The following is a 23,483-nucleotide window of genomic DNA, read 5'->3' on the forward strand; positions in this document are numbered from 1 at the left end:
ACTAAGCAGCACTCGCAGAGCGTTTCAACTGAAATCTCAGGGCGTTAGGGCTCCGGACCGAGGTGCAGTTATGATGCGTGGCCTCCGCGCTGCCGATTTTGAAGCGCGCTTTCGGCGACCTTCCGGAGGTCAATATCGGTATTGCTTTCGAGGGCGGACAAGACCTCTTTGTTGCTAAGCTTGGTATCAGAGCTGATCTTCAGCCACGGAATCGCTGTCGTATCGACGTTGTCCGGAACAGGCTCCAACAGATCCGGCTGCGTGAGGATGCGCTTTAGAAGAATCGGACCCTTCGATGAGAGCTTCGGGGTAGCTTTCCAAATAGCGAGTGCTCTGCGGTCGGTCCTTATAATGTACTCAAAAAGATACATGACCCAAAAGTAATGCAGGAGCTTGCCGGGCTTTGAGTAGTATTTCACCATCAACCGGAACCACTTGCATACGAGGTAATTTTGCGGCTCCGCAGCCAGAAAGGAAATCCCCATTGTCCGACCTGGATAACTGTCCGGAACAGCGAAGAATCCACTTTCCATTAGAGGTGGCAGCCATTCGTCCAACGGTTTGACGCAGAAAGTCGTCGCGTCCACCCAAACTCCGCCATGATCCCTTAGGAGGGCAACCCTAATTAGATCTGCTCTCCACTGAATTTTGCGACCGGGTTTATGAGGCGGCACGCTGACGAATTCGGCCACGTTTGCATCGCTCAGGACATTCACATTCCAGGATGGATTTTTCTTGATCCAGGAATCCACAGCGTAGCGGACGATTGGCGGCGCTTGATCCAGCGGCTTGTCCCAATACATCCATACGACGCGTGGCACTTTCTTAGGCATCGTCTCGAACCCGTAGCGAGCATTTTCTGAATGGAACCTCTTCTTTCCGATGAGGCTGCGCCGTATCGAATGGGTTACCTTTTTCCAGATCAGAAATGCATCAAACAAAAGCATGGATGATCCTCGTGTATCTTGCGGGGGCAAGTTGCCCATCGAAGACAAAAAAGCGGCTCTCAATTTCTTGATTTCTTTAATGGAAAACTGGTGCTGCCGAGTGGGATTGAACCACCGACCTCACCCTTACCAAGGGTGTGCTCTACCACTGAGCTACGGCAGCAAGGACCAGACGCGCAACCGAACCGGCTGCATTGCGTGAACGGGGGGCCTATTGCCACAGCTTCATGATAAGCGCAAGCCGCAATTTCCATCTTTGTAGAGATTGAGGTCGGGCCACTTTTGAATTGGCGCAAATTCAGGTAAGCCTGCGGCATGACCGAGAATACCGAAAAAGGCCAGCACAGCCGCAAGGCGGAGATCGAACGCCAGGCGAAACTGCGCCGCGAGCGCGCCGCCGAAAAGCTCCGAGAAAATTTGTCCCGCCGCAAACAGCAGACCCGGGCGCGCCGATCCGGGCAGGCGGACGAGACGGATGGGCTGCCTGCCGCAAAAATGGACGAATCGTAATGTTCGGTTCACGGCGAATTGAAGCTCCCGCTAATTTCGTCTAAACACCCGCATCTTTTTTCAGACAGCCTTTCAGAAAGGCGGGCATCGCCCGTAAGCGCACATGGATCGTATTAGAATTGTCGGCGGTAATGAGCTTAACGGCATCATTCCGATTTCCGGCGCCAAGAATGCCGCCCTGCCGCTGATGATCGCCTCGCTGCTTACCAGCGATACACTGACGCTCGAAAACGTGCCGCATCTGGCCGATGTCGAGCTCCTGATGCGTATCCTCGGCAATCATGGCGTCGACGTTGCCGTCAACGGCCGCCGCGAGCGTCAGGAAGACGCCTATTCGCGCACCATCCACTTCACCTGCCGCACCATTGTCGATACCACCGCTCCTTACGAGTTGGTGTCCAAGATGCGCGCCTCCTTCTGGGTCATCGGTCCGCTGCTCGCTCGCGAAGGCCAGTGCCGCGTCTCGCTGCCGGGCGGCTGCGCCATCGGCACGCGTCCGGTCGACCTCTTCCTCGATGGCCTGACCGCGCTCGGTGCAAACCTCGAGATCGACGGCGGCTATATCAACGCGACGGCGCCGCAAGGCGGCCTGATCGGCGCCCGCTACACTTTCCCGAAAGTATCGGTAGGTGCGACCCACGTCATGATGATGGCGGCGACGCTTGCGCGCGGCACCACCGTGATCGGCAATGCTGCCCGCGAGCCTGAGGTCGTTGATCTCGCCAACTGCCTTATCGCCATGGGCGCCAAGATCTCCGGCGCCGGCACCAGCACGATCACGATCGAGGGCGTTACCTCGCTCTCCGGCGCGCGCCATCGCGTTCTGCCCGATCGCATCGAGACCGGCACCTACGCCATGGCCGTCGCCATGGCCGGCGGCGATGTCACGCTCGAGAACACGGATGTCGCACTCCTCGACACGGCGCTCGAAACGCTGCGCCGCTCGGGTGCCGAGATCTCGCCGACCAATAACGGCATGCGCATCCGCCGCAACGGCGTCGGCATCAAGCCGGTGGATATCGTCACCGATCCATTCCCGGGCTTCCCGACCGACCTGCAGGCGCAATTCATGGCGCTGATGACGCGCTCGACCGGCATCTCGCATGTCACCGAGACGATTTTCGAAAACCGCTTCATGCACGTGCAGGAACTGGCGCGTCTTGGCGCGAAGATCTCGCTGTCGGGCCAGACGGCGAAGATCGAGGGCGTTCCGCGGCTGAAGGGTGCGCCTGTTATGGCGACCGACCTGCGTGCGTCCGTTTCGCTCGTCATCGCCGGCCTTGCTGCCGAAGGCGAGACGATGGTGTCCCGCGTCTATCACCTCGATCGCGGCTTCGAGCGGTTGGAAGAAAAGCTCACCCGCTGCGGCGCCATCGTCGAGCGCGTCAGCGAGTAACTAAAAGGGCGTCACACGCCCTTTGTCACGGTTGCGCATTCTTCTGTCGCGCCTTATGTCCGTTGTCAGACGCATCGCCATTCCGGCGATGCATTGGCGATGGGGTTTTGCCTGAATGACCGATCTGAGGCTCGTTGCGCTCGATAACGAAGATCTTGCCGTCGTCTCCGCGCATTTGCAGGATAGCGTCTTCAAGGTCGCCGATATCGCCTGGTCGCCACGCGAGGGTCAGTTCTCGGTTGCCGTCAACCGCTTCGTGTGGGAGGAAGCCGGCAAGAAGCGCAAGGGTTTCGAGCGCCGCCGCGCTGCTGTCGTCTTCAAGCGCGTGCTTGCGGTGCGCTCGACCGGTGTCGACCGCCAGAACCGCGACGACGTCTTGTCCCTTTTGGCCATTCGCTTCGAGCAGAAGGGCGAAGGGCCCGAGGGGACGGTTGAATTGGCGTTGTCAGGCACCGCAACGATTGCGCTGGATGTCGAATGTATCGAGGTTCAGCTTGCGGATATCGGCGGGGCGTGGGAAACCGCATCCAAGCCGCGTCATCCCGGCGCGTGAGATCTGGTTCTTAGAGTATCTAAAGAGGAACATCGCATTGGCAATCTGGCTGGATCAGGCATCGGAGGGCTTCGAACAACGGTTTGCCGCCTTCCTGACAACCAAGCGCGAGGTCTCCGAGGATGTGAACAACGCAGTTCGCGCCATCATTGACGATGTCAGGAGGCGCGGTGACGTGGCGCTTGCCGAATATTCGAAGAAATTCGACGGGATCGATTTCGCCGTGACGCCGATGCGCGTGAGCGAGGCTGAGATCGACGCCGCCGTCGAAGCGGTTCCGGCCGAAGTTCTGGGCGCGTTGAAGGTCGCCGCCGTGCGTATCGAATCGCATCATCGCCGCCAGTTGCCGAGGGACGATATTTACGAAGACGACATGGGTGTCGGCCTCGGCTCCCGGTGGACGGCGATCGAGGCGGTCGGGCTCTATGTGCCGGGCGGTACGGCGAGCTATCCGAGCTCGGTACTGATGAATGCCGTGCCGGCGAAGGTTGCCGGCGTCGACCGCATCGTCATTGCCGTTCCCGCAACCGGCGGCGCGGTCAATCCAGCCGTTCTCGCCGCCGCCAAGCTTGCGGGCGTCACCGAAATCTATCGCCTCGGCGGCGCGCAGGCGATCGCAGCCCTTGCCTACGGCACCGAGACGATCGCGCCTGTCGCCAAGATCACCGGTCCGGGCAATGCCTATGTTGCCGCCGCCAAGCGCCAGGTCTTCGGCACCGTCGGCATCGACATGATCGCAGGTCCCTCGGAAGTGCTTGTCATCGCCGACAAGGACAACAACCCGGATTGGATCGCCGCCGATCTGCTCGCGCAGGCCGAGCACGATGCAAGCGCGCAGGCGATCCTGGCGACGGATGATGCCGAGCTCGCCAAGGCGGTGGAGGCTGCCGTCGAGCGACAGCTGAAGACACTCAATCGTGCCGAAACCGCTGCCGCGAGCTGGCGCGATTTTGGGGCGATCATTCTCGTGAAGTCGCTGAAGGACGTCATTTCGCTGGCAAACCGGATCGCGCCCGAACATCTGGAGCTTGCCGTTGCCGATCCGGACGCGCTGCTACCGCGGATTCGCAATGCCGGCGCGATCTTCCTCGGCGCCCATACGCCTGAGGTGATCGGTGACTACGTCGGCGGCTCGAACCACGTCTTGCCGACGGCCCGCTCGGCCCGGTTCTCCTCTGGTCTTTCCGTACTCGATTTCGTCAAGCGCACCTCGATCCTGCGTCTCGGCCCCGAACAGCTTCGCACGCTCGGCCCTGCCGCCATCGCGCTTGCCGTTTCCGAAGGACTCGACGCGCATGCGCGATCGGTTGCGATCCGCCTGAACCTGGAAGGGTGACAGATGGCAGCGGGCGACTTTCGGCTTTGCGACGTCGTCCTTGACGACACCATCGGCCGAGCGACGCCCGACGTCGAGCATGAGCGCGCGGTCGCCATTTTCGATCTTGTTGAGGAAAACAGCTTCACGCCGATCGGCCATCCCGGTGGTCCGTACCGGCTGAACATCTCGCTGGTCGATTCCAAGCTGGTTTTCGCAATCACGACGGAGGACGGCGGTGCGGTGGCGACCCACATCCTGTCGTTGACGCCGTTTCGCCGCATCGTGAAGGATTATTTCCTGATCTGCGAAAGCTACTACGAGGCCATCCGCTCGGCCTCGCCCAGCCGCATCGAGGCGATCGACATGGGGCGGCGCGGCATTCACAATGAGGGATCACAGACGCTGAGGGACCGTCTGAACGGCAAGATCGAGGTCGATTTCGATACCGCGCGCCGGCTGTTCACGCTGGTCTGCGTGCTTTACTGGCGCGGCTGACGCCGATGGAAACGCTGGTCGAAGCAGGCGAGGGAGCAAGACCGGGCGCCATCCTGTTCATGTGCGGCATGAATGCCATTCGCTCCCCGATGGCCGAAGTGATCGCCCGCAGCATGCTCCCGGCGAATGTCTACGTCAGGTCCGCAGGCGTCCGGGCCGGGGAGCGGGATCCCTTCGTCGACGTCGCGCTGGAGGAGATCGGCCTTTCTCTCGGCCGGCATCATCCGCACACGCTGGAAGAACTCGAGGACGACTACTTCGACCTGATCATCTCGCTCTCGCCGCAGGCACACCATGCCGCGCTGGAACTGACCCGGTCAAACGCCATCGAAGTCGTCTACTGGCCGACGATGGATCCGACCGTCGTCCAAGGCACGCGAGAGCAGATTCTGGACAGCTACCGGGAGGTTCGCGATCACCTGACCGAACTCATCGAGAGCCGGCTGGTCAGGAGAAACGGCATCGCCGCGCAATCGGCATGAAACAAATGACGGAAACGCGATCAATTAGGTTCACAAACCTCCGCTGATTGTGTAGTTTCCGCGCAAAATTTGGGGCGGCTATTTGCCGTCATCTCAACCGACAGGAAGAAAACCACTATATGCCTAAAGAAGAAGTCCTCGAATTTCCGGGTATTGTGACTGAGCTTTTGCCGAACGCGACGTTCCGCGTGAAGCTCGAAAACGAACACGAGATCATCGCTCACACGGCTGGCCGCATGCGCAAGAACCGCATCCGCGTTCTAGCTGGCGACAAGGTTCTCGTTGAAATGACCCCCTACGACCTGACCAAGGGCCGCATCACCTACCGCTTCAAGTAGGGCTTGCAGGGCTCGAAAGGCTCCTTTCTCCGTCTTCCGGTGGTCGAGGTTCCATGACGCTGAAATACAAGCTCATTCTGGCTTCCGGCTCGCCCCGCCGCGTCGATCTGCTCAATCAGGCAGGGATCGAGCCGTCGCGTCTCATGCCTATGGATATCGACGAGACACCGAAGAAGTCCGAGCACCCGCGCTCGCTCGCCCGGCGCCTGTCGACGGAAAAGGCCGAGGCAGCACTTGCCGCCATCAAGGGCGACATGATGTGGAAGGGCAGCTACATTCTGTCTGCCGACACCGTGGTCGCTGTGGGGCGCCGCATTCTCGGGAAGGCCGAGTTCGCGGACGAGGCGTCGGCCTCGCTGCATCTGCTTTCCGGCCGTAGCCACTGGGTCTATACCGGCGTCTGCCTGGTGACGCCCGATCGCAAGATCCGCCAGAAGATCGTCGAGACCAAGGTTCGCTTCAAGCGCCTCTCCGGTTTCGAGATCGAGAACTACCTTGCGTCAGGGCAGTGGCGTGGCAAGGCCGGCGCCTATGGCATCCAGGGTCTGGCCGGCAGTTTTGTGCAGAAGATGGTTGGTTCCTACACCAATGTCGTCGGTCTGCCGCTTTATGAAACCATCCTTCTGCTGGCCGGCGAAGGCTTCGACGTGCATAGCCGGTGGCCCGAGGGCTGATCCTCGAAGGGACCGCTGATGTCTGACGAAAAGAAAACAGCCGCCAAGGTCGAACCGCTGCGCAAGACGCGGCCGTGCCCGGAATGCGGCAAGCCCTCCCAGCGCGAACAATACCCGTTCTGCTCGAACCGCTGCCGCGAGCTCGATCTTTCGCGCTGGCTGTCCGGCTCCTACGCCATTCCCGTTGCCGACGACGAAGCGAAGGCGGACCGCGAGGACGAGAAGTAAGTCGGTTTTTCCACGAGTGAACCCATTAAATTCGTTGATGAATTTGGAAAATTCCACGGCTTCTCAAAAAACTGTCATTTGGCGCTTGCCATGTCCGGACAAGATGCTATAACCCCGCTCGCTTCCGGGGCGAACCAAGGCCCTCGGTTCTTTCGCAGGAAAGAATGTCCACGAAGCGGGTTAGCCCAGATAGCTCAGTTGGTAGAGCAGCGGATTGAAAATCCGCGTGTCGCTGGTTCGATTCCGGCTCTGGGCACCACTCCAAAATTCGCATCTGATTTTGCGTTTCGACCTTGCCGATAGGCCCTATATGGCTGCCGGGTGAGTTGATTTTCGCCTTGGAGGCGAACTGAACTCGAATGCGCCCCGACGTTTGTTAGGGCCTTTTCGTTTGGCCGATGGAGCGCCTATCCACAAGTCCGCGCTTGATATCTAGGGGCTAGGCCATCCATGACACTCGTCGTGGGAGAAGATGCTTGATCGCTATTCAGCGACGCGACTTTGATCTCAGATCGACAGGATATGCTGCCGATCGCCGACCTAAGCCATCTTGCGCAGCATATCCAGCAGCGTGTGGGCATCGTCATTGGCGCCGATCCGCCTGAGGCTGTCGTCAGCAAGCGCGATAATGGCCTCGAGCGCTTCCTGCTCGTTCCAGCCTGCCTCGGCCGATGCCGCGACGAGATCGCGGAAGGCGAACTGCAGCGCGTCTTGGCAGCGGATGTCCCGATCGGGGTCGTCGTTGGCGACGAAGGGTTTGTAGACGTCTCGCATTTCCGTTTCTCCGCGAACGAGCCGACGATACAGAGTAACTGAGATCAGTTTAAGGAATTGCTTATAAATTTGCTGTCGTCTCTTGCCTGTGCCGCTCGCCTCACTGGTCAAGAACGCCGATTCGCGGATCCACCTTGGCGATTGTAACGGGACAGTGTTGTGAAACTAACGGTCCGCCGTATCGGCCGTTCTCCTTTCTCCTGCGCCATGATAATACTTGGGGTGCAAACGGAGGGGGAACTCTATGCCGCGAATCTCGCAACTCTACTTCAAGACAGCTATTCTATTTCTGATCATCGGTATCGTCATGGGCCTGAAAATGGCGATCTCGGGCGATCATAGCGTCATCGGCGCCCATGCCCACTGTAATCTCCTGGGTTGGGTGACCATGGCGATCTTTGGCGGTTACCATGCGCTCAATCCCCAGAAAGCGGAGAAGCGCATCGCCATGATCCAGTACTACGTCTATACGGCCGGTATCGCGCTGATGGTGCCGTCGCTCTATCTCATGCTTCAGGGCAACGCGGCCATGGAGCCGATCGTGGCGATTGCATCGTTCATCACGCTGGCCGGCGTGTTGCTGTTCGCGTTCATCATCTTCTTCGGCGAGAAGGCGGTGGTGACACCGCCGGCGCCGTCATATCGCTGATGGCCTTTCCTGCATTTCGGTCCGGCAGGCCATTGTGCGCTTGCCGGGCAGCTTGACCGCGCCCGTTTTGAGGTCTCACGCCGGTTCGGGCGCGGCCGGCAGTTCAATGGATGATCTGGATCCGGATCTGTTCCTTGGCCGCGTAGTCGTGGCAATCGCGGGCGACGTCGCCGACGAAGATCACGTCGCCATCGGAATCGAAGAGACCCCAGCAGGCTTCGTCGTCGACGAAGACTTTTCTGACATAGCCGAAGGGCTCGGCATCGATGATGACGCTCGGTGCAACAGGAACAGCCGCAAGTGCTCGCATGGATAACTCCAATGAGTCGTTTCTGTTTTAGTGCATACTTATATTGCACCCTGAAGCTGGCGCGGGGCTATCCTCAGAAATCGGGATGGCAAACTGAGGTTGACGAGCGGTTAGATTAGGGCCCGCCGAATCACCTGGGATGGTCTGCTGTCCTTCCGCTACTGATGAGAAGCGCATTGCCCAGATGGTTCAAAATGCCTATCTAGAAGAGGCTTTCATCACCAAAGGATTTTCGCATGGCCGACCTCAAGGCCCGTCCCCGTCCCGTTGGCGCAACCGCTGTTCTTGGCCGCACGGGTTTTCCGCATATCACCTCAGCCACCAGGGGCGAGCTCGATATCGTCACCGGCGCCTCGCAACCAGGCTTCAATCCGCTGGACCTTCTATATGCGTCGTTGTCGGCCTGCCTGGTCCTGAGCGCCCGTATTGCCGCGAGCCAGATGGGCATTCTCGACCGCGTCACCGAGATTACCGCCGACGTCACAGGTGAAAAGGCGAGCGAGGGCCCGTCACGCGTCCAGACATTCAACATCGCCTTCTCGATCAAAGGCGACCTCGATGAAGAGACGCGCCTGAAGATCGCGCATGCGGCGGAAGAGATCTGCACGGTCAGCAACACCATCCGCGGGACGCCTGAATTCTCGACCGTCATCTCGGGCTGATTTGTACAGTGCGGTAAATTCGCATCGACAGATATTTAAGATTGCGCCTTTGCCTGCCCTTGCCGTTCCTCGGCTATCCGCTCGCCACAGCTTTTGATAGGTCCGTTGCTCGCTGCCAGCCTAAGGCAGTCAGAAAGCATTTGAGAGACATGTCGCAAGCCGCTTCCGCCATTGCCGAAACCCCCGCATCCAACCGATTTCCCCTTGCTGCCCTGATCCTCGGCGGCGCGGCGATCGGCGGCTCGCCGATCTTCGTGCGGCTGTCCGAAGTCGGGCCGATGGCAACCGCCTTCTGGCGAGTGGCCCTTGCCCTGATCCCGATCTTCATCTTCTCGCTTGCCAAGGGCAGGGACGCCGGGCCGAAGCCTGAAAAGCTCTCGGATTATGCCATGCTGATCCTGCCTGGCGTCGTGCTTGCCGTGGATCTTGCCACCTGGCATGTCTCGATCACCATGACGTCGGTGGCGGACGCAACGCTACTCGCCAATCTTGCCCCCGTCTTTGTCACGGTGATCGGGCTACTGTTTTTCGGCGCGGCGGTCACGCCTGTCTTCGTTCTCGGTCTGGCATTGGCGCTGGCCGGTGTGGTCATCCTGAAGGGAGGCCCGGCGGCACTCGGCAATGGCGATCTCCGCGGCGACGGCGTGGCGGTGATCGCAGCCGTGTTCTATGCGGGCTACATCCTAGCGATCGGCAAGCTGCGCAGCCGCTTCGATACGGTCCGCATTATGCTCTGGAGCACTGCGTCCGCCGCTGTCTGTATCTTTCCGCTAGGCTTCTTCTATGAAGGCCACATGCTGCCGCCAACGGCCTACGGTTGGGCAATCGTCTTCGGGCTCGCCTTCGTCAGCCATGCGGGCGGGCAGGTGGCCATTGCTTACGCACTTGCCTATCTGCCGGCCGCCTTCTCCTCGCTGACGCTACTGCTACAGCCCGTCGTGGCGGCAATCCTCGCCTGGGTACTGCTCAGCGAGCCGATCGGCCCAATGCAGGCGATCGGCGGGGTCGCGGTGCTCGCCGGGATTCTGGTTGCCCGGCGAGGCTGATCGAGAGCCTTTCAGGCGGCGGTCGCCGTCGCAACGCGGCGCGCATCGAGGATGGCAAGCGCCTCGTCGACCGTTGAGGCAAGCTCCGCCTTGTCGCTGTTGCAGGTGCCCCACGCCTGGATGAAGCTGCTCGTCTTGCCATAGCTGTTGTCGAGGACGCAGTGATCGGCGCCAAGGAGCACGCACATGATGTGCCCGTGCATCCGGTCGGTAATGACCTGGCGCGCCGAGCCCAGGAGCGCCACGCCGCGGTCGAAACGCTGCTGCGCCCGTTCGCGATAGGCAAGCTCCGTCATCCGCGCGCGGCCGCCGATGCGGCCGGTCAGCAGGCCTTTCAAGATCGCGGCATGTTTCGTCTGGCGCTGGAAATCGGCGGGCTCGTCGGGCCAGTCCGACTTCACAGTACCCGGACGCGAGGTTGCCGCCGTCAGATCCTGCGCGGCGCCGACTTCCTGGTCCTCGCGCAGATTGAGCAGCAGCTCATGCTGGGGCGTCGGACGCGTGACCGGACCGATGCAGAAGGCCATGTCGGGGCAAAGGCGTGTCTCGCACTGGAACCAGCGCTGGGCAAATTCCAGGCTTCGCTGGTCGCGGACGAGCAGCGTGAAATGACCATGGCGCTCGATGGCGCGTGCGGTGCTGTCGACGTTGGCCTGTTCCTTGAAATGGATCGTCTGCGGCATCTGGATGATCGGGCGGCCCTTGTGTTTGTCGAGCATGCCTTCACGAAACTGGCGGTAGCCCGCCCAGATATCGCCGAAATTGCCGCCGCCATGCAGGAAGATGCGGCCGCTGCCGATCGCGCTGAGCATCCGGTCTTCGTCGTAGGTCGGGATTTCGGTCACGTAGGACGGGCGCGTGCGCTTGCGGTCGAAATAGGCCAGCTCGCCGAGCCAGATGGCGCTGTCACCGATATTGTAGTGGTTCGGAAAGTCGAGAAGCGCAAAACGCTCGGACGGATCAAAGAGATCGGAAAGGCAATTGGCGATCACGCCCTGAAGACGGTTGATGATCGTAATATTGGATTCCATGAAATGCTCCTTGTTTACGGACAAGTAGTCCATGCAAGCGGCTAAGCTTCGGCCTGTTTGCGGAATGGGTTGAGGGACATGGCGAGCGCGATATAGGGGCGGATCACCGAGCGGCCGAAGATCGGCAGGAAGGCTAGGTAAATCATGCCGCCAAGGCCAATGCTGAGGCCGAGCGCTACCCAGCGGTTGTGAACGTGCGCCAGGATGACAGGATGCGCAAACCAGACGCAGACGGCCATAAGCGCCGCGCCGCAGAAGGGCAGGGCAACGGCCTTCAGCGTGCTCTTCGCGTCGATGTGCGCATATCGGGCGAGGACATATTGCTGATAAGGCATCGTCAGCCAGGCGCGTAGCGTGTAGCCCGCAGCAACAGCGACAACGCCGTAGGGGACGAGCAGCCAGGTAAGGATCAGTGTCGTCGCGAGCTGCAAGGCGGCGACGGACAGGATCGACTCCGCCCGGTTGACCGCGGAAAGCGCCGACGAAGCGAAGAAGTTCATGACGAACGGAACCGCCATCAGCACGAGCACGGTGGCGATGTCGCCGGCATTGCCCCACTTGTCACCGAAGAGCAGCGCGATCATGTCGTTCGACATAGCGCCGAAGCCGAGCAGCAGCGGCATGGTTCCGAGCGCGGCAGCGCCGACGATCTTGTTGTAGGCGTTGCGGAAGGCCGTGTGGTCGTTCTGCAGCCGCGACAGCGTGACGAGCGACACGCTGCCAATCGGCGCGAGCACGGCCTGCCCGATCAGTTCGATCAGTCGCCAGGCAATGCGATAACGCCCGACTTCGACTGGGCCGAACCAGCGCGAAATGAAGATGTCCTGCACGCGGGCAAGCAGCATCCACATCAGCTGCGTCACAACGAGGCTGATGCTGAAGAGAAAGACGGACCGGAACATCGTGACGTTGAAGCGAAACTTCGGCATCCAGGGATAGTAGCACCAGCCGAGGAGCACGGTGACGGCGGCGTTGACCGCGGTCTGCGCCACGAGCGCCCAGACGCCCCAGCCGAGAAAGGCGCAGACGACGGCGGTGATGCCTGACAGCAGGCTTGCGACGATTGCCTGTCCGGCGAGGCTCTTGTGGCCAAATTCGCGTGCGAGGCGCGCATTATGGATAACCGCCAGCGAGGAAATCGGAAGCAGCGGCGCCAGCCAGCGAAGGATGTCTGATACCGACGGATCGCGCACCAGATTGCCGTAGTAGGGTGCAAAGAAGAACACCAGCAAAGCAACGATGGCGCTGAAGGCGATCGTCGCCCAGAAGGCCGTGTCGGCAAGCTCCTCGTCGAGATCGAGCTGACGCGTGACAGCGTCGCCGAGGCCCGCATAGGCAAGCACGCGACCAATTTCCACGAACAGGCTTGCAAGCGCAAAGGTGCCGAAATCGCCGGGGCCGAGAATGCGGGCGAGGATGACGAAGATCACAAAGGTTGCGATCGTGCTCCAGGCGACGCGGACCACCGACCACAGGACGGAAAGCGCGGTTTTCTTTTTGAGGTCGGCGTGGGCAATTGCCGTATCGGCCATGCATTATCCAATCGAATTTGGCTCGCGAAGAGTCGCGTGTTGATTCTGTTGGTGGCGCGGCGAGCGCCTCAGGCGGGCTGCTTTGCCTTCGGAGCCCGCCAGTAGGCGAGCATGCCGGTCAGGTTGTCACGAAGCTGGCTGCGGTAGGTCAGGCCAAGCTCTCCGTTGAGTTTTCTGCGCCCCATCGTTTCCATAAGCGCCTGGCGGATTTCCCAGCGCAGCATACCGCGCATGTTCGACCGGCGATCGAAGAGGTATTTGGCGTATAGTGCTCCGTTGCCGAAGGCGTAGCCGGTCTGGAGGCGCTTGATATCCGCGAGCTCGCGCCGCCCATGAAAGTGTTTGACGGCAAAATCGGGCAGATATTCGACACGCACGCCGGCATTGAAGGCGCGGTGAACGTAATCGGTGTCCTCGCCGGAACGGAACGGTGATCCGGCGCCGAAACGCGTATCGAAGAGACCGATCTTCTCAACCAGCGTGTAGGGAAACGCCATGTTGGCACCATGAATGAAGCCACCGGCATGCAGGTCGCTGGTCAGCACCGCAGGTTCCATCTCAGGCTTGATCGTCACCGGCAGGTCGCGCGCGTCGCCGAGCTCGATCCGGCCGCCGCGCATGACCATCTCCGTATCCGAGCTGAACAGGGCCGCGAGCGTGCTGAAATAGTCGGGAAAGATTTCGCAATCGTCGTCGGTGAAGGCGAGGATGCGGCCTCTCGCGGCGCTCAAGCCCGTATTGCGGGCGACGGCGAGACCGGGCTTCGCTTCATAGATCAAGTTGGTTTTGATCGGAGCGGTCGACGCCCACTGCCGCACGACATCCGACGTTTCGTCTGTGGACCCATTGTCCACGAAGACGAGTTCAAGTCTCAGATAGTCTGCCTGCCGGGCGGCAACAGAAATAGCATCCAGGCAGTTCGTCAGTCCATGGGCCCGATTTCTCGACGAGATGATCAGGCTGATGTCCACGGGTCGAGGAGGCATTCAATTTCCCCTTCTGCGATCGATGTCGAAGCGAGGATAGGGCTGAGACCCTGCTTCGGCAAGGAGCATTTTGCGCTGCAGCAAAATAGAACAGGTGGAGCAGTTCGCAGACGAATGTGGTAATTTCTTGCCGCTTGTAGAGAATAATACAATCTAAATATAGATGTAAAAAATAGATCTTAAACACTATGGATAAATCAAGTCTTAATAATTCTTAAAAATTCATAATTGTACGAAATAAAATATTGATAAGATCAAAATAGCGTTTTGCAAAATGCGAAAAGCAAAATTTATTTTATAAGACGCAAAATATTACTTGAGAGATGCTTATGCGTTGTATGTCTCGCAATAGATGATGCGAGCGGTTTTAGAACCATGGAGAAACGAACGTAAACTTCTTCATGAACAACAAATAACCAACACGCGCCGGTGCGCCGCGACCACTGTTCTGACGCAGCGCGAAGCAGAAAAGTGCAACCGACAGGGACAGAAGTTATTTCTTTGCTATCGCCTGGCGCGAATTGATGGCGGCTTGCTCGCCTTTTCTTTCAATCGTTGCTTCCGAACAATGCAAGAGGACGGAATTGCCGGCATTTCCGCGCGGACGCCATACCTGAGACAGGACTCGCCGCGCCTGAGACGCCATGCCGGCGCAGCCAGAACCCGTCCATGTCAGTTGCTCCGCTGTAACAACCATTTCTGGATGATCGGGACGTCCGCGTCGCCGAGGTCGTGTCCGCCGGAAATGATATCCGAATCGACGGTCGCTCCCGATTGCCTCAGACGCGTCTCAAGCTCGCTGGCGTACTTGCCATATGCATCCGTCTTGCCGCTGATGACCAGGAGATCCGTGCCCTTGAGATCGGCGTGCGGATAGGTCTTCAGGACTGACATGGAGCGCAGCAGGACCGCCTTGTGCACCAGATTCGGATGCAGATAGAGCAGTGAGTTGAGCAGGTTCGCGCCATTGGAATAGCCGACATAGACGATCTTTTTCGGATCCAGTCCATATGAGGATACGGCGCCTTCGATGAAGGCGGCAAAGGCCTCGGCCTCGCTCTTGATGTCGTCCTGGTCGAAGGAGAATGGCGTGATGCGCTTATACCAGCGCGGAATGCCCTCTTCGGTCGCCCGTCCGCGTACGCCAAGCAGCGTGGCATGCGGGGCAACCTCGTGCAGCAGGGGCATCAGTGTCGTCTCGTTCCCGCCCGAGCCATGCAACAGGACGAAGACATTGCCGTCGGGGTCTGGCGGGGTATAGAAGCGGTGCACGAAGGGCAGGTCGCGATAATTGATACGCGGCTCGCCGGGCATCGAAAACTGCGGAAGAACGACCTTCAGATCCTTGAGATCGGTGATCGGATCCTTGGGAACGAAAAGCTTGGTGCCGAGCGTGGCCTGTGGCTCGTCCACCGTCATGCCGGGCTTGTCGGTTGCCAGTTCGATCAGGGTTCCGCCCGGCTCGCGGGCGTAGAGCGATTCGAAATATTTGCGATCGTGCAGGTTCGTCGCAGACGCGCCGCTCTCCTTCAACGCATCGTGAACCTTGTGAAGTTGCTGTTCGGTGGTGGCACGGAACGCGACGTGATCGGCCGTCCCAGGACCTGGAGCGCCGGACCAGAAGCCCTGGGCATTTCTGACGTCGACGATATCGCCGGATTCTGACACAAGCCGATCGATGTTGCCGCGGTTCGTCTGGAAGCGGTAGCCGAAATGGCGCTCCACGAAGTCGCGGCTTTCGGTCGGCGTTTCCGTCAGCATGGTAACGCCGCGCACACGTTGAACCGCGTGCTCCACCGGCACACCCGCCCCATCCCAAACGGCCGAAGATTTCAGATCGCGGGCTCCGGCGAGCTTGACGATGATGTTGTCGGGATCCTTCAGGCGCAGGACCGGTTCACCAAACTCATCGACCGGACCTTCCGAACGGATCCCGAAACTCATGCAGCGCGTCAGCCAATAACCGATGCTGGCGGGATCGATGGCAAGCGACAGCTCACCGATCTGGCTGTGGCCGACGCGCCCGGGCGAGCCGTCTTCCCATACGAGGAAGGTTACCAGCGAACCGGGGCTGCCTTTGGCATCTCCGTAAAACAGGTGAAGCTGCGTGGCGTCTTCGAAACCAGCGGTCTGTTTGACCAGCCGCATGCCGAGAAACCCTGCGTAGAAATCCACGTTTGCCTGTACCTTTCGGGTGATAAGGGTCACGTGATGGATGCCAGATACCATTGAATACAGTCCGGATGGCTTGAAGGGCGACGTAAGCGCCAGAATCAGTGCGATTATAAACGTCATGCCGTTGCAGTTGGAGCTTGCTTCGAATGTTCTGCCTAAAGAACTAGAGTATCTCCGCGTGGCTGCAAATCCAAACTGTCCAGTTCGTCCAGAACGTCGCGGAATTGCCGGAGTGTCGGCGATTGATCGCGGAGGCGCTTGCGCCGAGGCCGCGGAATCTCCCTCCATTGAAAATAAAAGGGCGCCGGTTCTGCAGCCGGCGCCCTCATTTCATTCAGCTCAGCATCATACTCAGCCGGCGGTCTTGCGCGACTGGCCCTCTTGCGGAGGAATGATCTCTGCTTCGGGTTCGGCCGCGGTGAGGGCCTTGCCGTGGCGGCGACGCCAGTCGCCGAGGAAGAGCAGGATCGGTGCTGCGATGAAGATCGACGAAGCGCCAGCAACGAGGATGCCGAAGACCATCGGGATCGCGAAGCTCGAGACCGCGCTGCCGCCCCAGATCGCCATCGGCAACAGGGCGAGGAAGGCTGTCGCGTTGGTGTAGAGGCTTCGTGCCAGCGTCTCGTTGATCGACCGGTCGATGATTTCGCGGAGCGGCATCGACTTATAGAGCCGCATGTTTTCGCGCATGCGGTCGTAGACTACAACCTTATCGTTCACCGAATAGCCGACGAGCGTCAGGATTGCGGCGATAGCCGTCAGGTTGAAGTCGAGGCCGGTCAGCGCGAAGAAGCCGATCGCCTTGGTCACGTCAAGGATGAGCGTGACGATGGCGCCTACAGCGAATGGCCACTCGAAGCGCCACCAGATGTAGAACAGCATCGCCAAGCTTGCGATAACGACCGACAGGATGCCGGCCCAGGCAAGCTCACCGCTGACCTTCGGACCGATGACGTCGGTGCCGGTGACGGTTGCCGACGGATCGATCTTGATGATCTCCGCCTTCAGCTTCTCGACGGCTGCCGTCTGGGCTTCTTCTCCGCCGTCCTGGCGCTGCGCGCGCACCGCCATGGTGTTGTTGTCGCCGTAGGTTTGGAGGGAGACTTCGCCGAGGCCAAGGCCGTTCAAGCCTTCGCGGAAGCGGCCGAGATCGGCGGCCTCCTGCGTCTTAACCGACATCTGGATGCCGCCGCGGAAGTCGACGCCGTAGTTGAGGCCCGGATGAATGAAGAGCACGACCGAGGCGATCGACAGAAGCGCCGAGACCGTCACGCCGAAGAAGCGAGCCTTCATGAACTGGATGTGGCGGCCGTAAGGATTGAACATCATCGGTATCAGCGGACGGATGTTCAGGACCTTCAGCTTACGACGACGCGTGATCTCGATCATCGTTACACGAACGAAGGCGACGGACGTGAACATCGAGATGATCAGGCCAAGCGCCATGGTCACGGCAAAGCCGCGAACCGGGCCAGTACCGAACCAGAACAGGATCGCCGCCGCGATCAGCGCCGTCATGTTACCGTCGATGATCGTGGAATAGGCGCGGCGGAAACCGGTGTCGATGGCGGCAAAGGCGCTCTTGCCCTTGCGCGTCTCTTCGCGGATGCGCTCGTTGATGAGAACGTTCGCGTCAACCGCAAGACCGATACCGAGAACGACACCCGCGATACCTGGCAGGGTGAGCGTCGCGCCGACGAGCGTCAGGGCCGAGAAGGTTAGGATCGTGTGGACGAGCAGCGCGAAGTTCGCAAGGAAGCCCCACGTGCCGTACAAGATGAAGATGAACGCTGCGACGAGCACGAAGCCGACGAGACCCGAATAGATACCCATGCGAATAGCGTCTGCGCCGAGGTCAGCACCGACGGTGCGTTCTTCGATGACGGTGAGCTTGGCGGGCAAGGCACCGGCGCGCAGCATGGCGGCGAGCGTGGTTGCACTCTCGGCCGAGAAGCTGCCGGAAATCTGGCCGGAGCCGCCGGTGATCGGTTCGCGGATGACAGGTGCGCTCAGAACCTTGTCGTCGAGGACGATGGCGAACGGATTGCCAACGTTCTGGCGGGTGATTTCGGCAAACCGGGTTGCGCCGGCGCTGTCGAAGCGGAAGCTGACGACCGGCTCATGCGTGTTTGGATCGAAGCTGACGCGGGCATCCGAGAGGCGGTCACCCGAGATCTCGACGCGGTCGAGAACAGGATAGGTATTGCCCTTTTCGTCCTGGAGCATCGTTACGCCCGGTCCCGGCTGGTTGTTCGGGGCGAGCATGTGGAAGGACATCTTCGCGGTCGAGCCGAGAAGCTGGCGAAGGCGGGACGGATCCTGTGCGCCCGGAAGCTGCACGAGAACGCGATTTCCGCCGATACGCTGGATCGTCGGTTCGGCGACGCCGACCTGGTCGACGCGCTGGCGAATGACTTCAAGACTCTGCTGAACGGCCGAGTCGACGTTTGCTGCGATGCCGGCGGGCGAGAAGGCGACGATGATATTGCCGCCATTGGTTGTCACCGAGAGATCGGACTGGCCGGCGCTGAGGCCGGTGGCGATCGCGTTGCCGAGGGTTTTCAGCTGCGTGACGGCTTCATCGCTCTGAGCCGGATCGGTCAAGGTGACGACGATCTGGTTCTGGTTGCGGACGATCGACTTCGTCTGGATACTCTTCTCACGAAGCACGCGACGGGCGTCCTGCAGGAGAGATTGCAGCCGCTCACGGGTCAGGTCAGCTTCGTCAACTTCGAGAACGAGGTGCGAGCCGCCGCGAAGGTCGAGACCGAGCGAAACCCGGTTGTGTGGCAACCATGAAGGCAAGCGGTCGAGCGTTGATTGCGGCAGAGCGTTCGGCAAAGCGATCAAAATGCCGAGGAGAATGATCACCGTATAGGTGAACACCAGCCATGGTGAATTACGCATGTTGTTGTTTATCCTTGATAACGCTTGAGCCTGCGCTCCTCGCGCAGGCGGCGTGTCTTAAAAGCAATGGAAAGCGCCGGGTCGGCGCGCATTCATGCCGCGGCCGCTGGCGGGCCATGCGAATCGTAAGCCTTGCCATCGGCAGCACGAAGCTGCGGGTGGAAGGCGACCGGATACGTGGGCTCCCCAGTTGAGAGGAGCGCGACTCCAGGCGTTGCGCTTGTTGCCGCGCTGCCGGAATCATAGGGAGTATACTTGAAGGCCTGCTTGCGCTCGGCGGTCAGGATGCCGCGAACGACGTCTCGCGCGCTTACCTGCGGCGGCTGGCTGTCCTTGCTGGACGAAGAAACCGAATTCGGGCCGCGCGTCGGACCGATGACGAGATTGCCGCCGAGCAGCAGACCGAGATAGGCGAAAATGGCAACGACCAGGGAGATCGCAACGCGGCTGCTCATGCGGCGCGCGTCGAGCCTCATCTCGTGATCATTTGGATTTTCAACCTCGTACCGGCTCAACGGCGCAAAAGTCTCTCATTCTTTATCGGGAGAAGGCGCTTCCTCGACTGCGATTGTAGCAGTCTCGGCTTTGTCTTCATAGGGCACACTGTCATGATGCACTTGGGCCAGCCGGTCAACCATGCCCATGGCGATTTCTCGTTCGCCCATGATGACGGTGTCTGCACCGTATTCCTTCAAAGCCTCGACCTCGGCGTCCGAATGCGCGCGCGCCACGATCAGGATGGACGGGGTGACGGCGCGGCCTTGCTCGGCAACACGGCAAGCCTCGAACGCGTTGGGAATGGCGACGACAAGACTGCGCGCGCCGGCGAGGTTCGCAAGGTCGAGCACCTCGCGCGAAACCGCATTGCCGCTGATCGCTTCGATTCCCTGGTCTCGAAGTTCCCCAATGCGCTTGTCCGAGTCCTCGATCACAAGGAAAGGCGTCCCGGACGATTTGAGGCTCTGCCCGACGATGCTGCCCACGCGACCGTAGCCGACAAGGATTGCGTGTCCACGAAGGGTTGTCGGTCGCACGTCATCCGCTACCGCGGGCTCTTCAGCCGGCTCCGGTGCCGCCGGCTCCGCGGCAGACTCGTCGCGCTTCGTGCGCTCCAACAAGAGACGCAGGCGATCGCAACCGTAGAAGAGCAGCGGATTGAGAATGATCGAGATGATGGCGCCCGCCAGGATGAGGTCGCGTCCCTCCTCTGGCAGCAGGCCGAGAGAGACGCCCAGCGTCGCCAGGATAAAGGAGAATTCGCCGATCTGCCCAAGGCTTGCGGAAATAGTCAGCGCCGTGCCGACGGGCTTCCGGAACAACAGCACGATCAGGAAGGCGGCGATCGACTTTCCAATCACGATAATGAAGAGGGTGGCAAGCAGCAGTAACGGCTTGTGGACAACAATATTCGGATCAAAGAGCATGCCGACCGAGACGAAGAACAGCACCGCGAAGGCATCGCGAAGCGGAAGGCTCTCCTGGGCGGCACGATGGCTGAGCTCGCTTTCGGCGAGGACCATGCCGGCAAAGAAGGCGCCGAGCGCCAGCGAAACGCCGAAGAGCTTGGAGGCGCCGAAGGCGACGCCGAGAGCGATTGCCAGGACACCGAGGCGGAACAGTTCTCGGGATCCGGTGTGGGCGATGCGGTGCATCGTCCAGGGGATGATCCGGCGCCCGAAAACCAGCATCAGCCCGACAAACAGCGCGACCTTGACGAGGGTCATGACAATAATGCCACCGATGCCGAGGTCGAGGCCGAAGAGCCTATTGATCGCGGCAGAAAGGGGCTCGACCGTCGCGTGATCCCCACCGCCGATACTGGCCGCGGCTGGGATGAGGACAAGCGCCAGAACCATTGCGAGGTCTTCGACGATCAGCCAACCGACCGCGATCTTGCCGCGATCGGTCTCGATGAGCCGTCGCTCCTGCAGCGCCTTCAAGAGGACGACTGTTGAAGCGACGGAAAGAGCAAGCCCGAAGACGAGGCTTCCTCCCGTCGGCCATCCCATCAGTGCGCCCAGTCCCCAGCCAAGCAATGTGGCAAATCCGATCTGCGCGATCGCGCCTGGGACCGCGATGCCACGAACGGACAGCAGATCTTTAAGGGAAAAGTGCAGCCCGACACCGAACATGAGCAGGATGACGCCGATCTCGGCGAGTTCGGGCGCAAGGCTCTGGTCGGCAACGTAACCCGGCGTATGCGGGCCAGCGAGGACGCCGGCCACAAGATATCCGACCAGGGGAGGCAGTCGCAGCCTGTGGGCAAGCGCGCCAAGAAGGAATGCAAGCACGAGGCCTCCGACGATTGTCGAAATCAGGGGCGTATCGTGCGGCATCACTCTCTCCTGAACTAGAAATCTCGGCTAAAACATGACATATATGGCTTATATCAACCAATATGGGTGGTTTGACATTATGGGTCAAGGCGCAAAGGAAACAATTCTGACACCGGCACTCTGCCGAGCCGCTCGCGGATTGCTTGACTGGACGCAGCTCGACCTCGCAGAGCATGCGGCCGTGTCGCGCAGCACAATCCGCGACTATGAAGGAAAGCACCACGAAATTCATCGTGCAACCGAGGCGCAGTTGCGTCTTGCCTTTGAAAAAGGCGGCGTCGTGTTTGTGGACGTTGAGGGGTCGGGAACGTGCCTTGGCCTCCATCCACCCCGAAGTGACGGTCTATTTGCCGGTGAGGCAGGCCGGTGAAATCCTGTAGGAAAAGATCGTTTTGCCGCGATAATAGCCTTCGACCGGCTGCCAGCTCCGGACCAACTCGGGCGTTTGTGCGCACTCCATCGGATGCGTCGTCACGAAAAGAACACTCTCGGCAACATCGCTCGGCAGGGCAAAGGTCTGCTCGTAATAGTTGTCCGGCGCGTCGGATGGTGGCTTAGCGTAGATACGGACAGGATCGTCTCGCAGCGTGTGGAACATGTCTGCCAGCAGGTCGCGGCTGTCGCTGACAATGATTGGGACGGCCGATTGACGCGCCACCTCGCCAGCCTCGCGGCTGATCGCACTGCGGCCGAGATAGCGCTTCATGATCTCGTTGCCGTTGGGCAGCACCAGCTGGTGCGCAAAGACCGCGGCGAGCGGAAACAGGAAACTGGCCGCGCCATTTATCATCAGCGAGATGCGCAATCCCTTTGGCCAGAGACGGTCAAGCAGCCATACGGCAAGCATCGTTCCCGCGATATAGGCGGTCACACCCCAGTTGGCATAGGCCTTGGCGACCAGTGCTTGAAGCGTGATCAGCAGAACGACCGGCATCGATAGCCAGATCAGCAGCCTTTCCCGCGGCTCGCTCTTGCCCTTGATCGCGCGCGCGACGGCCCAGAGCATCGCGAAGAACACGATCGGTCCGACGACGCCGAATTGTGCCGCGAAGAATTCCAGGCCTCCGGCAACGTCGATGCGGAGCTTGCTCCAATGCGCGATGTTGGTGGTGTGACGAACGGTCGTGCCGTCGTGGGCAAGATTCCACCAGAGGTTCGGCGCTGCGACGGCAACCGCAACGATGACGGATATGAAGAAATCCCGCCAGGCAATGCGAGCGCTGGGAAGAAGAATGAGCGCGATGAGCCCCCCGGGAACAACAAAGAGGATCGCGTACTTCGACAGAAAGGCACAGCCGAAGGCAAATCCCATGAGAAGGGCGAGACCTGCGGAACGCTTCGCGGTCAGGCCGAAATAGGCCCACAGCGCGACGGTCAGGAAAAAGAGAAGCACGACATCCGTGGAAAAGAACACCGATGACAGCGCAACGCCCGGCAGGGTGATGAAGGTGACACCGGTCCACCCTTCGATGTCAGGCCCGACGAAGCGCTTGGCAGTCTTCATCATCATGACTGCAGTCGCCATATGGATCAGCGGTCCGCAAAGCCTGATCCAATAGATCGATGTCGATCCCGCAAGCTCGGTCATTGCCCGAATGACCCAGGCGATCATCGGCGGCTTTGAATAGTAGCCGAAGTCGAGATGCTGCGACCAGAGCCAGTATTGCGCTTCATCGACGAACAGATCGGTCGTGTCGAAATGAAGGGTGATCACTCGCCAGAGCGTCACGCCGAGAATGATAAAGAGGCCAAGTCTGGCGGACATGAACGGAAGTTCCGTTAAACGCAAACGCAGTAGTAGAGCCGAAGTTTAGCGCGCCGGCGTGCCGGGCGCGTGGCTGGTCCTTACCGCCTAGTTATGGAAATTCAAAGGACGCGCAGGGAAATTTGGCCGCGGGTCGCTTCGATGCGCTCCAGCAGCGTAACGGCTGCGAGAACAGCAATTGCGAGGAAGCAAGACCCCAATCCGAGAACAATCATTGCCCAATCCTTTTGACGTCATGTCACGGTTATTTCTGGGCGTATAACACAAAGCTTGCGCCGGACTTGTAGCAGCGATGCAACGCAAGCCCAGTAATTCGTAGATGGTTATTAGGGCCTGCTGGAAAGTCGACATTCATAAAATACGCATTAA

Annotated in this window: 24 protein-coding genes and 2 tRNA genes; 14 read left to right on the forward strand and 12 right to left on the reverse strand. The window is 60.0% G+C overall.

The genetic code is table 11. The features are described from left to right. Positions 1–68 precede the first annotated feature (68 nt). Together NBG89_RS01205 and NBG89_RS01210 are read right to left on the reverse strand one after the other, a co-directional pair. On the reverse strand, positions 69–947 hold the full coding sequence (locus NBG89_RS01205; protein WP_431321371.1) for a capsular polysaccharide synthesis protein: 879 nt from the start codon (positions 945–947) through the stop codon (positions 69–71). Positions 948–1,035: 88 nt separating this feature from the next. After that, positions 1,036–1,110, reverse strand: a tRNA-Thr gene (locus NBG89_RS01210). 152 nt (positions 1,111–1,262) lie between these two features. Here NBG89_RS01210 and NBG89_RS01215 point away from each other — a divergent pair. From NBG89_RS01215 to NBG89_RS01260, 10 genes are all read left to right on the forward strand, one after another. Beyond that, positions 1,263–1,457, forward strand: a complete 195-nt coding sequence (locus tag NBG89_RS01215; RefSeq protein WP_088691335.1) for a hypothetical protein — start codon at positions 1,263–1,265, stop codon at positions 1,455–1,457. Positions 1,458–1,560: 103 nt separating this feature from the next. Further along, the gene (gene murA, locus NBG89_RS01220) at positions 1,561–2,853 is read left to right on the forward strand and encodes a UDP-N-acetylglucosamine 1-carboxyvinyltransferase (protein WP_088691336.1); all 1,293 of its coding nucleotides are present in this window, start codon (positions 1,561–1,563) and stop codon (positions 2,851–2,853) included. Between the two features lie 115 nt (positions 2,854–2,968). Further along, a complete protein-coding gene (locus NBG89_RS01225; protein WP_431321372.1) occupies positions 2,969–3,406 on the forward strand; it encodes a DUF2948 family protein in 438 nt (145 codons plus the stop codon). Positions 3,407–3,443: 37 nt separating this feature from the next. Further along, positions 3,444–4,742, forward strand: coding sequence for a histidinol dehydrogenase (gene hisD / locus NBG89_RS01230; protein WP_431321373.1), 1,299 nt, complete (start codon positions 3,444–3,446; stop codon positions 4,740–4,742). 3 nt (positions 4,743–4,745) lie between these two features. Further along, the gene (locus NBG89_RS01235) at positions 4,746–5,219 is read left to right on the forward strand and encodes a UPF0262 family protein (protein WP_007529989.1); all 474 of its coding nucleotides are present in this window, start codon (positions 4,746–4,748) and stop codon (positions 5,217–5,219) included. Positions 5,220–5,224: 5 nt separating this feature from the next. Next, positions 5,225–5,701: a low molecular weight phosphatase family protein gene (locus NBG89_RS01240; protein ID WP_088691339.1), complete on the forward strand. Its 477-nt coding sequence runs from the start codon at positions 5,225–5,227 to the stop codon at positions 5,699–5,701. A gap of 119 nt (positions 5,702–5,820) precedes the next feature. Next, complete coding sequence (gene infA, locus NBG89_RS01245) at positions 5,821–6,039, forward strand: translation initiation factor IF-1 (RefSeq protein WP_003545338.1); 219 nt, start codon at positions 5,821–5,823, stop codon at positions 6,037–6,039. 53 nt (positions 6,040–6,092) lie between these two features. Then, complete coding sequence (locus NBG89_RS01250) at positions 6,093–6,713, forward strand: Maf-like protein (RefSeq protein WP_088691340.1); 621 nt, start codon at positions 6,093–6,095, stop codon at positions 6,711–6,713. An 18-nt stretch (positions 6,714–6,731) separates the two neighbouring features. Further along, entirely contained in the window at positions 6,732–6,941 is a 210-nt protein-coding gene (gene yacG / locus NBG89_RS01255) for a DNA gyrase inhibitor YacG (protein WP_431321374.1), read from the forward strand. Positions 6,942–7,124: 183 nt separating this feature from the next. Continuing rightward, positions 7,125–7,200: transfer RNA gene (locus NBG89_RS01260), tRNA-Phe, on the forward strand. A 281-nt stretch (positions 7,201–7,481) separates the two neighbouring features. On the opposite strand, the gene NBG89_RS01265 is transcribed toward NBG89_RS01260, so the two are convergent. Then, positions 7,482–7,715, reverse strand: a complete 234-nt coding sequence (locus NBG89_RS01265) for a hypothetical protein (RefSeq protein ID WP_431321375.1) — start codon at positions 7,713–7,715, stop codon at positions 7,482–7,484. A 244-nt stretch (positions 7,716–7,959) separates the two neighbouring features. On the opposite strand from NBG89_RS01265, the gene NBG89_RS01270 reads away from it, so the two are divergent. After that, positions 7,960–8,364 (forward strand): hypothetical protein, encoded by a 405-nt coding sequence (locus tag NBG89_RS01270; RefSeq protein ID WP_431321376.1) that lies wholly within the window; start codon positions 7,960–7,962, stop codon positions 8,362–8,364. A 103-nt stretch (positions 8,365–8,467) separates the two neighbouring features. Here the strand turns inward: NBG89_RS01270 and NBG89_RS01275 are convergent, their stop codons facing one another. Next, complete coding sequence (locus NBG89_RS01275) at positions 8,468–8,674, reverse strand: hypothetical protein (protein ID WP_431321377.1); 207 nt, start codon at positions 8,672–8,674, stop codon at positions 8,468–8,470. A gap of 236 nt (positions 8,675–8,910) precedes the next feature. On the opposite strand from NBG89_RS01275, the gene NBG89_RS01280 reads away from it, so the two are divergent. Both NBG89_RS01280 and NBG89_RS01285 read left to right on the forward strand, forming a co-directional pair. Next, complete coding sequence (locus NBG89_RS01280; RefSeq protein ID WP_431321378.1) at positions 8,911–9,336, forward strand: OsmC family protein; 426 nt, start codon at positions 8,911–8,913, stop codon at positions 9,334–9,336. A gap of 149 nt (positions 9,337–9,485) precedes the next feature. Then, a complete protein-coding gene (locus NBG89_RS01285; RefSeq protein WP_431321379.1) occupies positions 9,486–10,382 on the forward strand; it encodes a DMT family transporter in 897 nt (298 codons plus the stop codon). Positions 10,383–10,393: 11 nt separating this feature from the next. Here NBG89_RS01285 and NBG89_RS01290 read toward each other — a convergent pair whose 3' ends face one another. The 7 genes from NBG89_RS01290 to ybaL all read right to left on the reverse strand — a co-directional run bounded on the left by NBG89_RS01290 (position 10,394) and on the right by ybaL (position 21,349). Then, positions 10,394–11,413, reverse strand: a complete 1,020-nt coding sequence (locus NBG89_RS01290) for a polysaccharide pyruvyl transferase family protein (RefSeq protein WP_431321380.1) — start codon at positions 11,411–11,413, stop codon at positions 10,394–10,396. 41 nt (positions 11,414–11,454) lie between these two features. Continuing rightward, positions 11,455–12,945, reverse strand: a complete 1,491-nt coding sequence (locus tag NBG89_RS01295; RefSeq protein ID WP_431321381.1) for a lipopolysaccharide biosynthesis protein — start codon at positions 12,943–12,945, stop codon at positions 11,455–11,457. 68 nt (positions 12,946–13,013) lie between these two features. Continuing rightward, entirely contained in the window at positions 13,014–13,931 is a 918-nt protein-coding gene (locus tag NBG89_RS01300; RefSeq protein WP_431321382.1) for a glycosyltransferase family 2 protein, read from the reverse strand. Positions 13,932–14,603: 672 nt separating this feature from the next. After that, on the reverse strand, positions 14,604–16,160 hold the full coding sequence (locus NBG89_RS01305) for a VOC family protein (protein ID WP_431321383.1): 1,557 nt from the start codon (positions 16,158–16,160) through the stop codon (positions 14,604–14,606). A 297-nt stretch (positions 16,161–16,457) separates the two neighbouring features. Further along, positions 16,458–19,013 carry a protein translocase subunit SecD gene (gene secD / locus NBG89_RS01310; protein WP_431321384.1) on the reverse strand — a complete coding sequence of 852 codons (2,556 nt, stop codon included), beginning with the start codon at positions 19,011–19,013 and terminating at the stop codon, positions 16,458–16,460. A 92-nt stretch (positions 19,014–19,105) separates the two neighbouring features. Further along, positions 19,106–19,489, reverse strand: coding sequence for a hypothetical protein (locus NBG89_RS01315; RefSeq protein WP_431321385.1), 384 nt, complete (start codon positions 19,487–19,489; stop codon positions 19,106–19,108). Positions 19,490–19,543: 54 nt separating this feature from the next. Then, on the reverse strand, positions 19,544–21,349 hold the full coding sequence (gene ybaL, locus NBG89_RS01320; RefSeq protein ID WP_431321386.1) for a YbaL family putative K(+) efflux transporter: 1,806 nt from the start codon (positions 21,347–21,349) through the stop codon (positions 19,544–19,546). A 34-nt stretch (positions 21,350–21,383) separates the two neighbouring features. On the opposite strand from ybaL, the gene NBG89_RS01325 reads away from it, so the two are divergent. Next, entirely contained in the window at positions 21,384–21,719 is a 336-nt protein-coding gene (locus tag NBG89_RS01325; RefSeq protein ID WP_431321387.1) for a helix-turn-helix domain-containing protein, read from the forward strand. On the opposite strand, the gene NBG89_RS01330 is transcribed toward NBG89_RS01325, so the two are convergent. Further along, entirely contained in the window at positions 21,693–23,114 is a 1,422-nt protein-coding gene (locus tag NBG89_RS01330) for an ArnT family glycosyltransferase (protein ID WP_431321388.1), read from the reverse strand. The genes NBG89_RS01325 and NBG89_RS01330 overlap by 27 nt on opposite strands. Positions 23,115–23,483: the final 369 nt, after the last annotated feature.

The organism is Rhizobium sp. YTU87027, from assembly GCF_050644135.1.
Classification (GTDB): domain Bacteria; phylum Pseudomonadota; class Alphaproteobacteria; order Rhizobiales; family Rhizobiaceae; genus Rhizobium.

Bases quoted from the DNA above. Each gene is read 5' to 3' on its own strand.
- NBG89_RS01205 (WP_431321371.1), bottom strand. From the start codon at position 947: ATGCTTTTGTTTGATGCATTTCTGATCTGGAAAAAGGTAACCCATTCG.
- NBG89_RS01215 (WP_088691335.1), top strand. From the start codon at position 1,263: ATGACCGAGAATACCGAAAAAGGCCAGCACAGCCGCAAGGCGGAGATC.
- murA (WP_088691336.1), top strand. From the start codon at position 1,561: ATGGATCGTATTAGAATTGTCGGCGGTAATGAGCTTAACGGCATCATT.
- NBG89_RS01225 (WP_431321372.1), top strand. From the start codon at position 2,969: ATGACCGATCTGAGGCTCGTTGCGCTCGATAACGAAGATCTTGCCGTC.
- NBG89_RS01235 (WP_007529989.1), top strand. From the start codon at position 4,746: ATGGCAGCGGGCGACTTTCGGCTTTGCGACGTCGTCCTTGACGACACC.
- NBG89_RS01240 (WP_088691339.1), top strand. From the start codon at position 5,225: ATGGAAACGCTGGTCGAAGCAGGCGAGGGAGCAAGACCGGGCGCCATC.
- infA (WP_003545338.1), top strand. From the start codon at position 5,821: ATGCCTAAAGAAGAAGTCCTCGAATTTCCGGGTATTGTGACTGAGCTT.
- NBG89_RS01250 (WP_088691340.1), top strand. From the start codon at position 6,093: ATGACGCTGAAATACAAGCTCATTCTGGCTTCCGGCTCGCCCCGCCGC.
- yacG (WP_431321374.1), top strand. From the start codon at position 6,732: ATGTCTGACGAAAAGAAAACAGCCGCCAAGGTCGAACCGCTGCGCAAG.
- NBG89_RS01265 (WP_431321375.1), bottom strand. From the start codon at position 7,715: ATGCGAGACGTCTACAAACCCTTCGTCGCCAACGACGACCCCGATCGG.
- NBG89_RS01270 (WP_431321376.1), top strand. From the start codon at position 7,960: ATGCCGCGAATCTCGCAACTCTACTTCAAGACAGCTATTCTATTTCTG.
- NBG89_RS01275 (WP_431321377.1), bottom strand. From the start codon at position 8,674: ATGCGAGCACTTGCGGCTGTTCCTGTTGCACCGAGCGTCATCATCGAT.
- NBG89_RS01280 (WP_431321378.1), top strand. From the start codon at position 8,911: ATGGCCGACCTCAAGGCCCGTCCCCGTCCCGTTGGCGCAACCGCTGTT.
- NBG89_RS01285 (WP_431321379.1), top strand. From the start codon at position 9,486: ATGTCGCAAGCCGCTTCCGCCATTGCCGAAACCCCCGCATCCAACCGA.
- NBG89_RS01290 (WP_431321380.1), bottom strand. From the start codon at position 11,413: ATGGAATCCAATATTACGATCATCAACCGTCTTCAGGGCGTGATCGCC.
- NBG89_RS01295 (WP_431321381.1), bottom strand. From the start codon at position 12,945: ATGGCCGATACGGCAATTGCCCACGCCGACCTCAAAAAGAAAACCGCG.
- NBG89_RS01300 (WP_431321382.1), bottom strand. From the start codon at position 13,931: ATGCCTCCTCGACCCGTGGACATCAGCCTGATCATCTCGTCGAGAAAT.
- NBG89_RS01305 (WP_431321383.1), bottom strand. From the start codon at position 16,160: ATGGTATCTGGCATCCATCACGTGACCCTTATCACCCGAAAGGTACAG.
- secD (WP_431321384.1), bottom strand. From the start codon at position 19,013: ATGCGTAATTCACCATGGCTGGTGTTCACCTATACGGTGATCATTCTC.
- NBG89_RS01315 (WP_431321385.1), bottom strand. From the start codon at position 19,489: ATGAGGCTCGACGCGCGCCGCATGAGCAGCCGCGTTGCGATCTCCCTG.
- ybaL (WP_431321386.1), bottom strand. From the start codon at position 21,349: ATGCCGCACGATACGCCCCTGATTTCGACAATCGTCGGAGGCCTCGTG.
- NBG89_RS01325 (WP_431321387.1), top strand. From the start codon at position 21,384: ATGACATATATGGCTTATATCAACCAATATGGGTGGTTTGACATTATG.
- NBG89_RS01330 (WP_431321388.1), bottom strand. From the start codon at position 23,114: ATGTCCGCCAGACTTGGCCTCTTTATCATTCTCGGCGTGACGCTCTGG.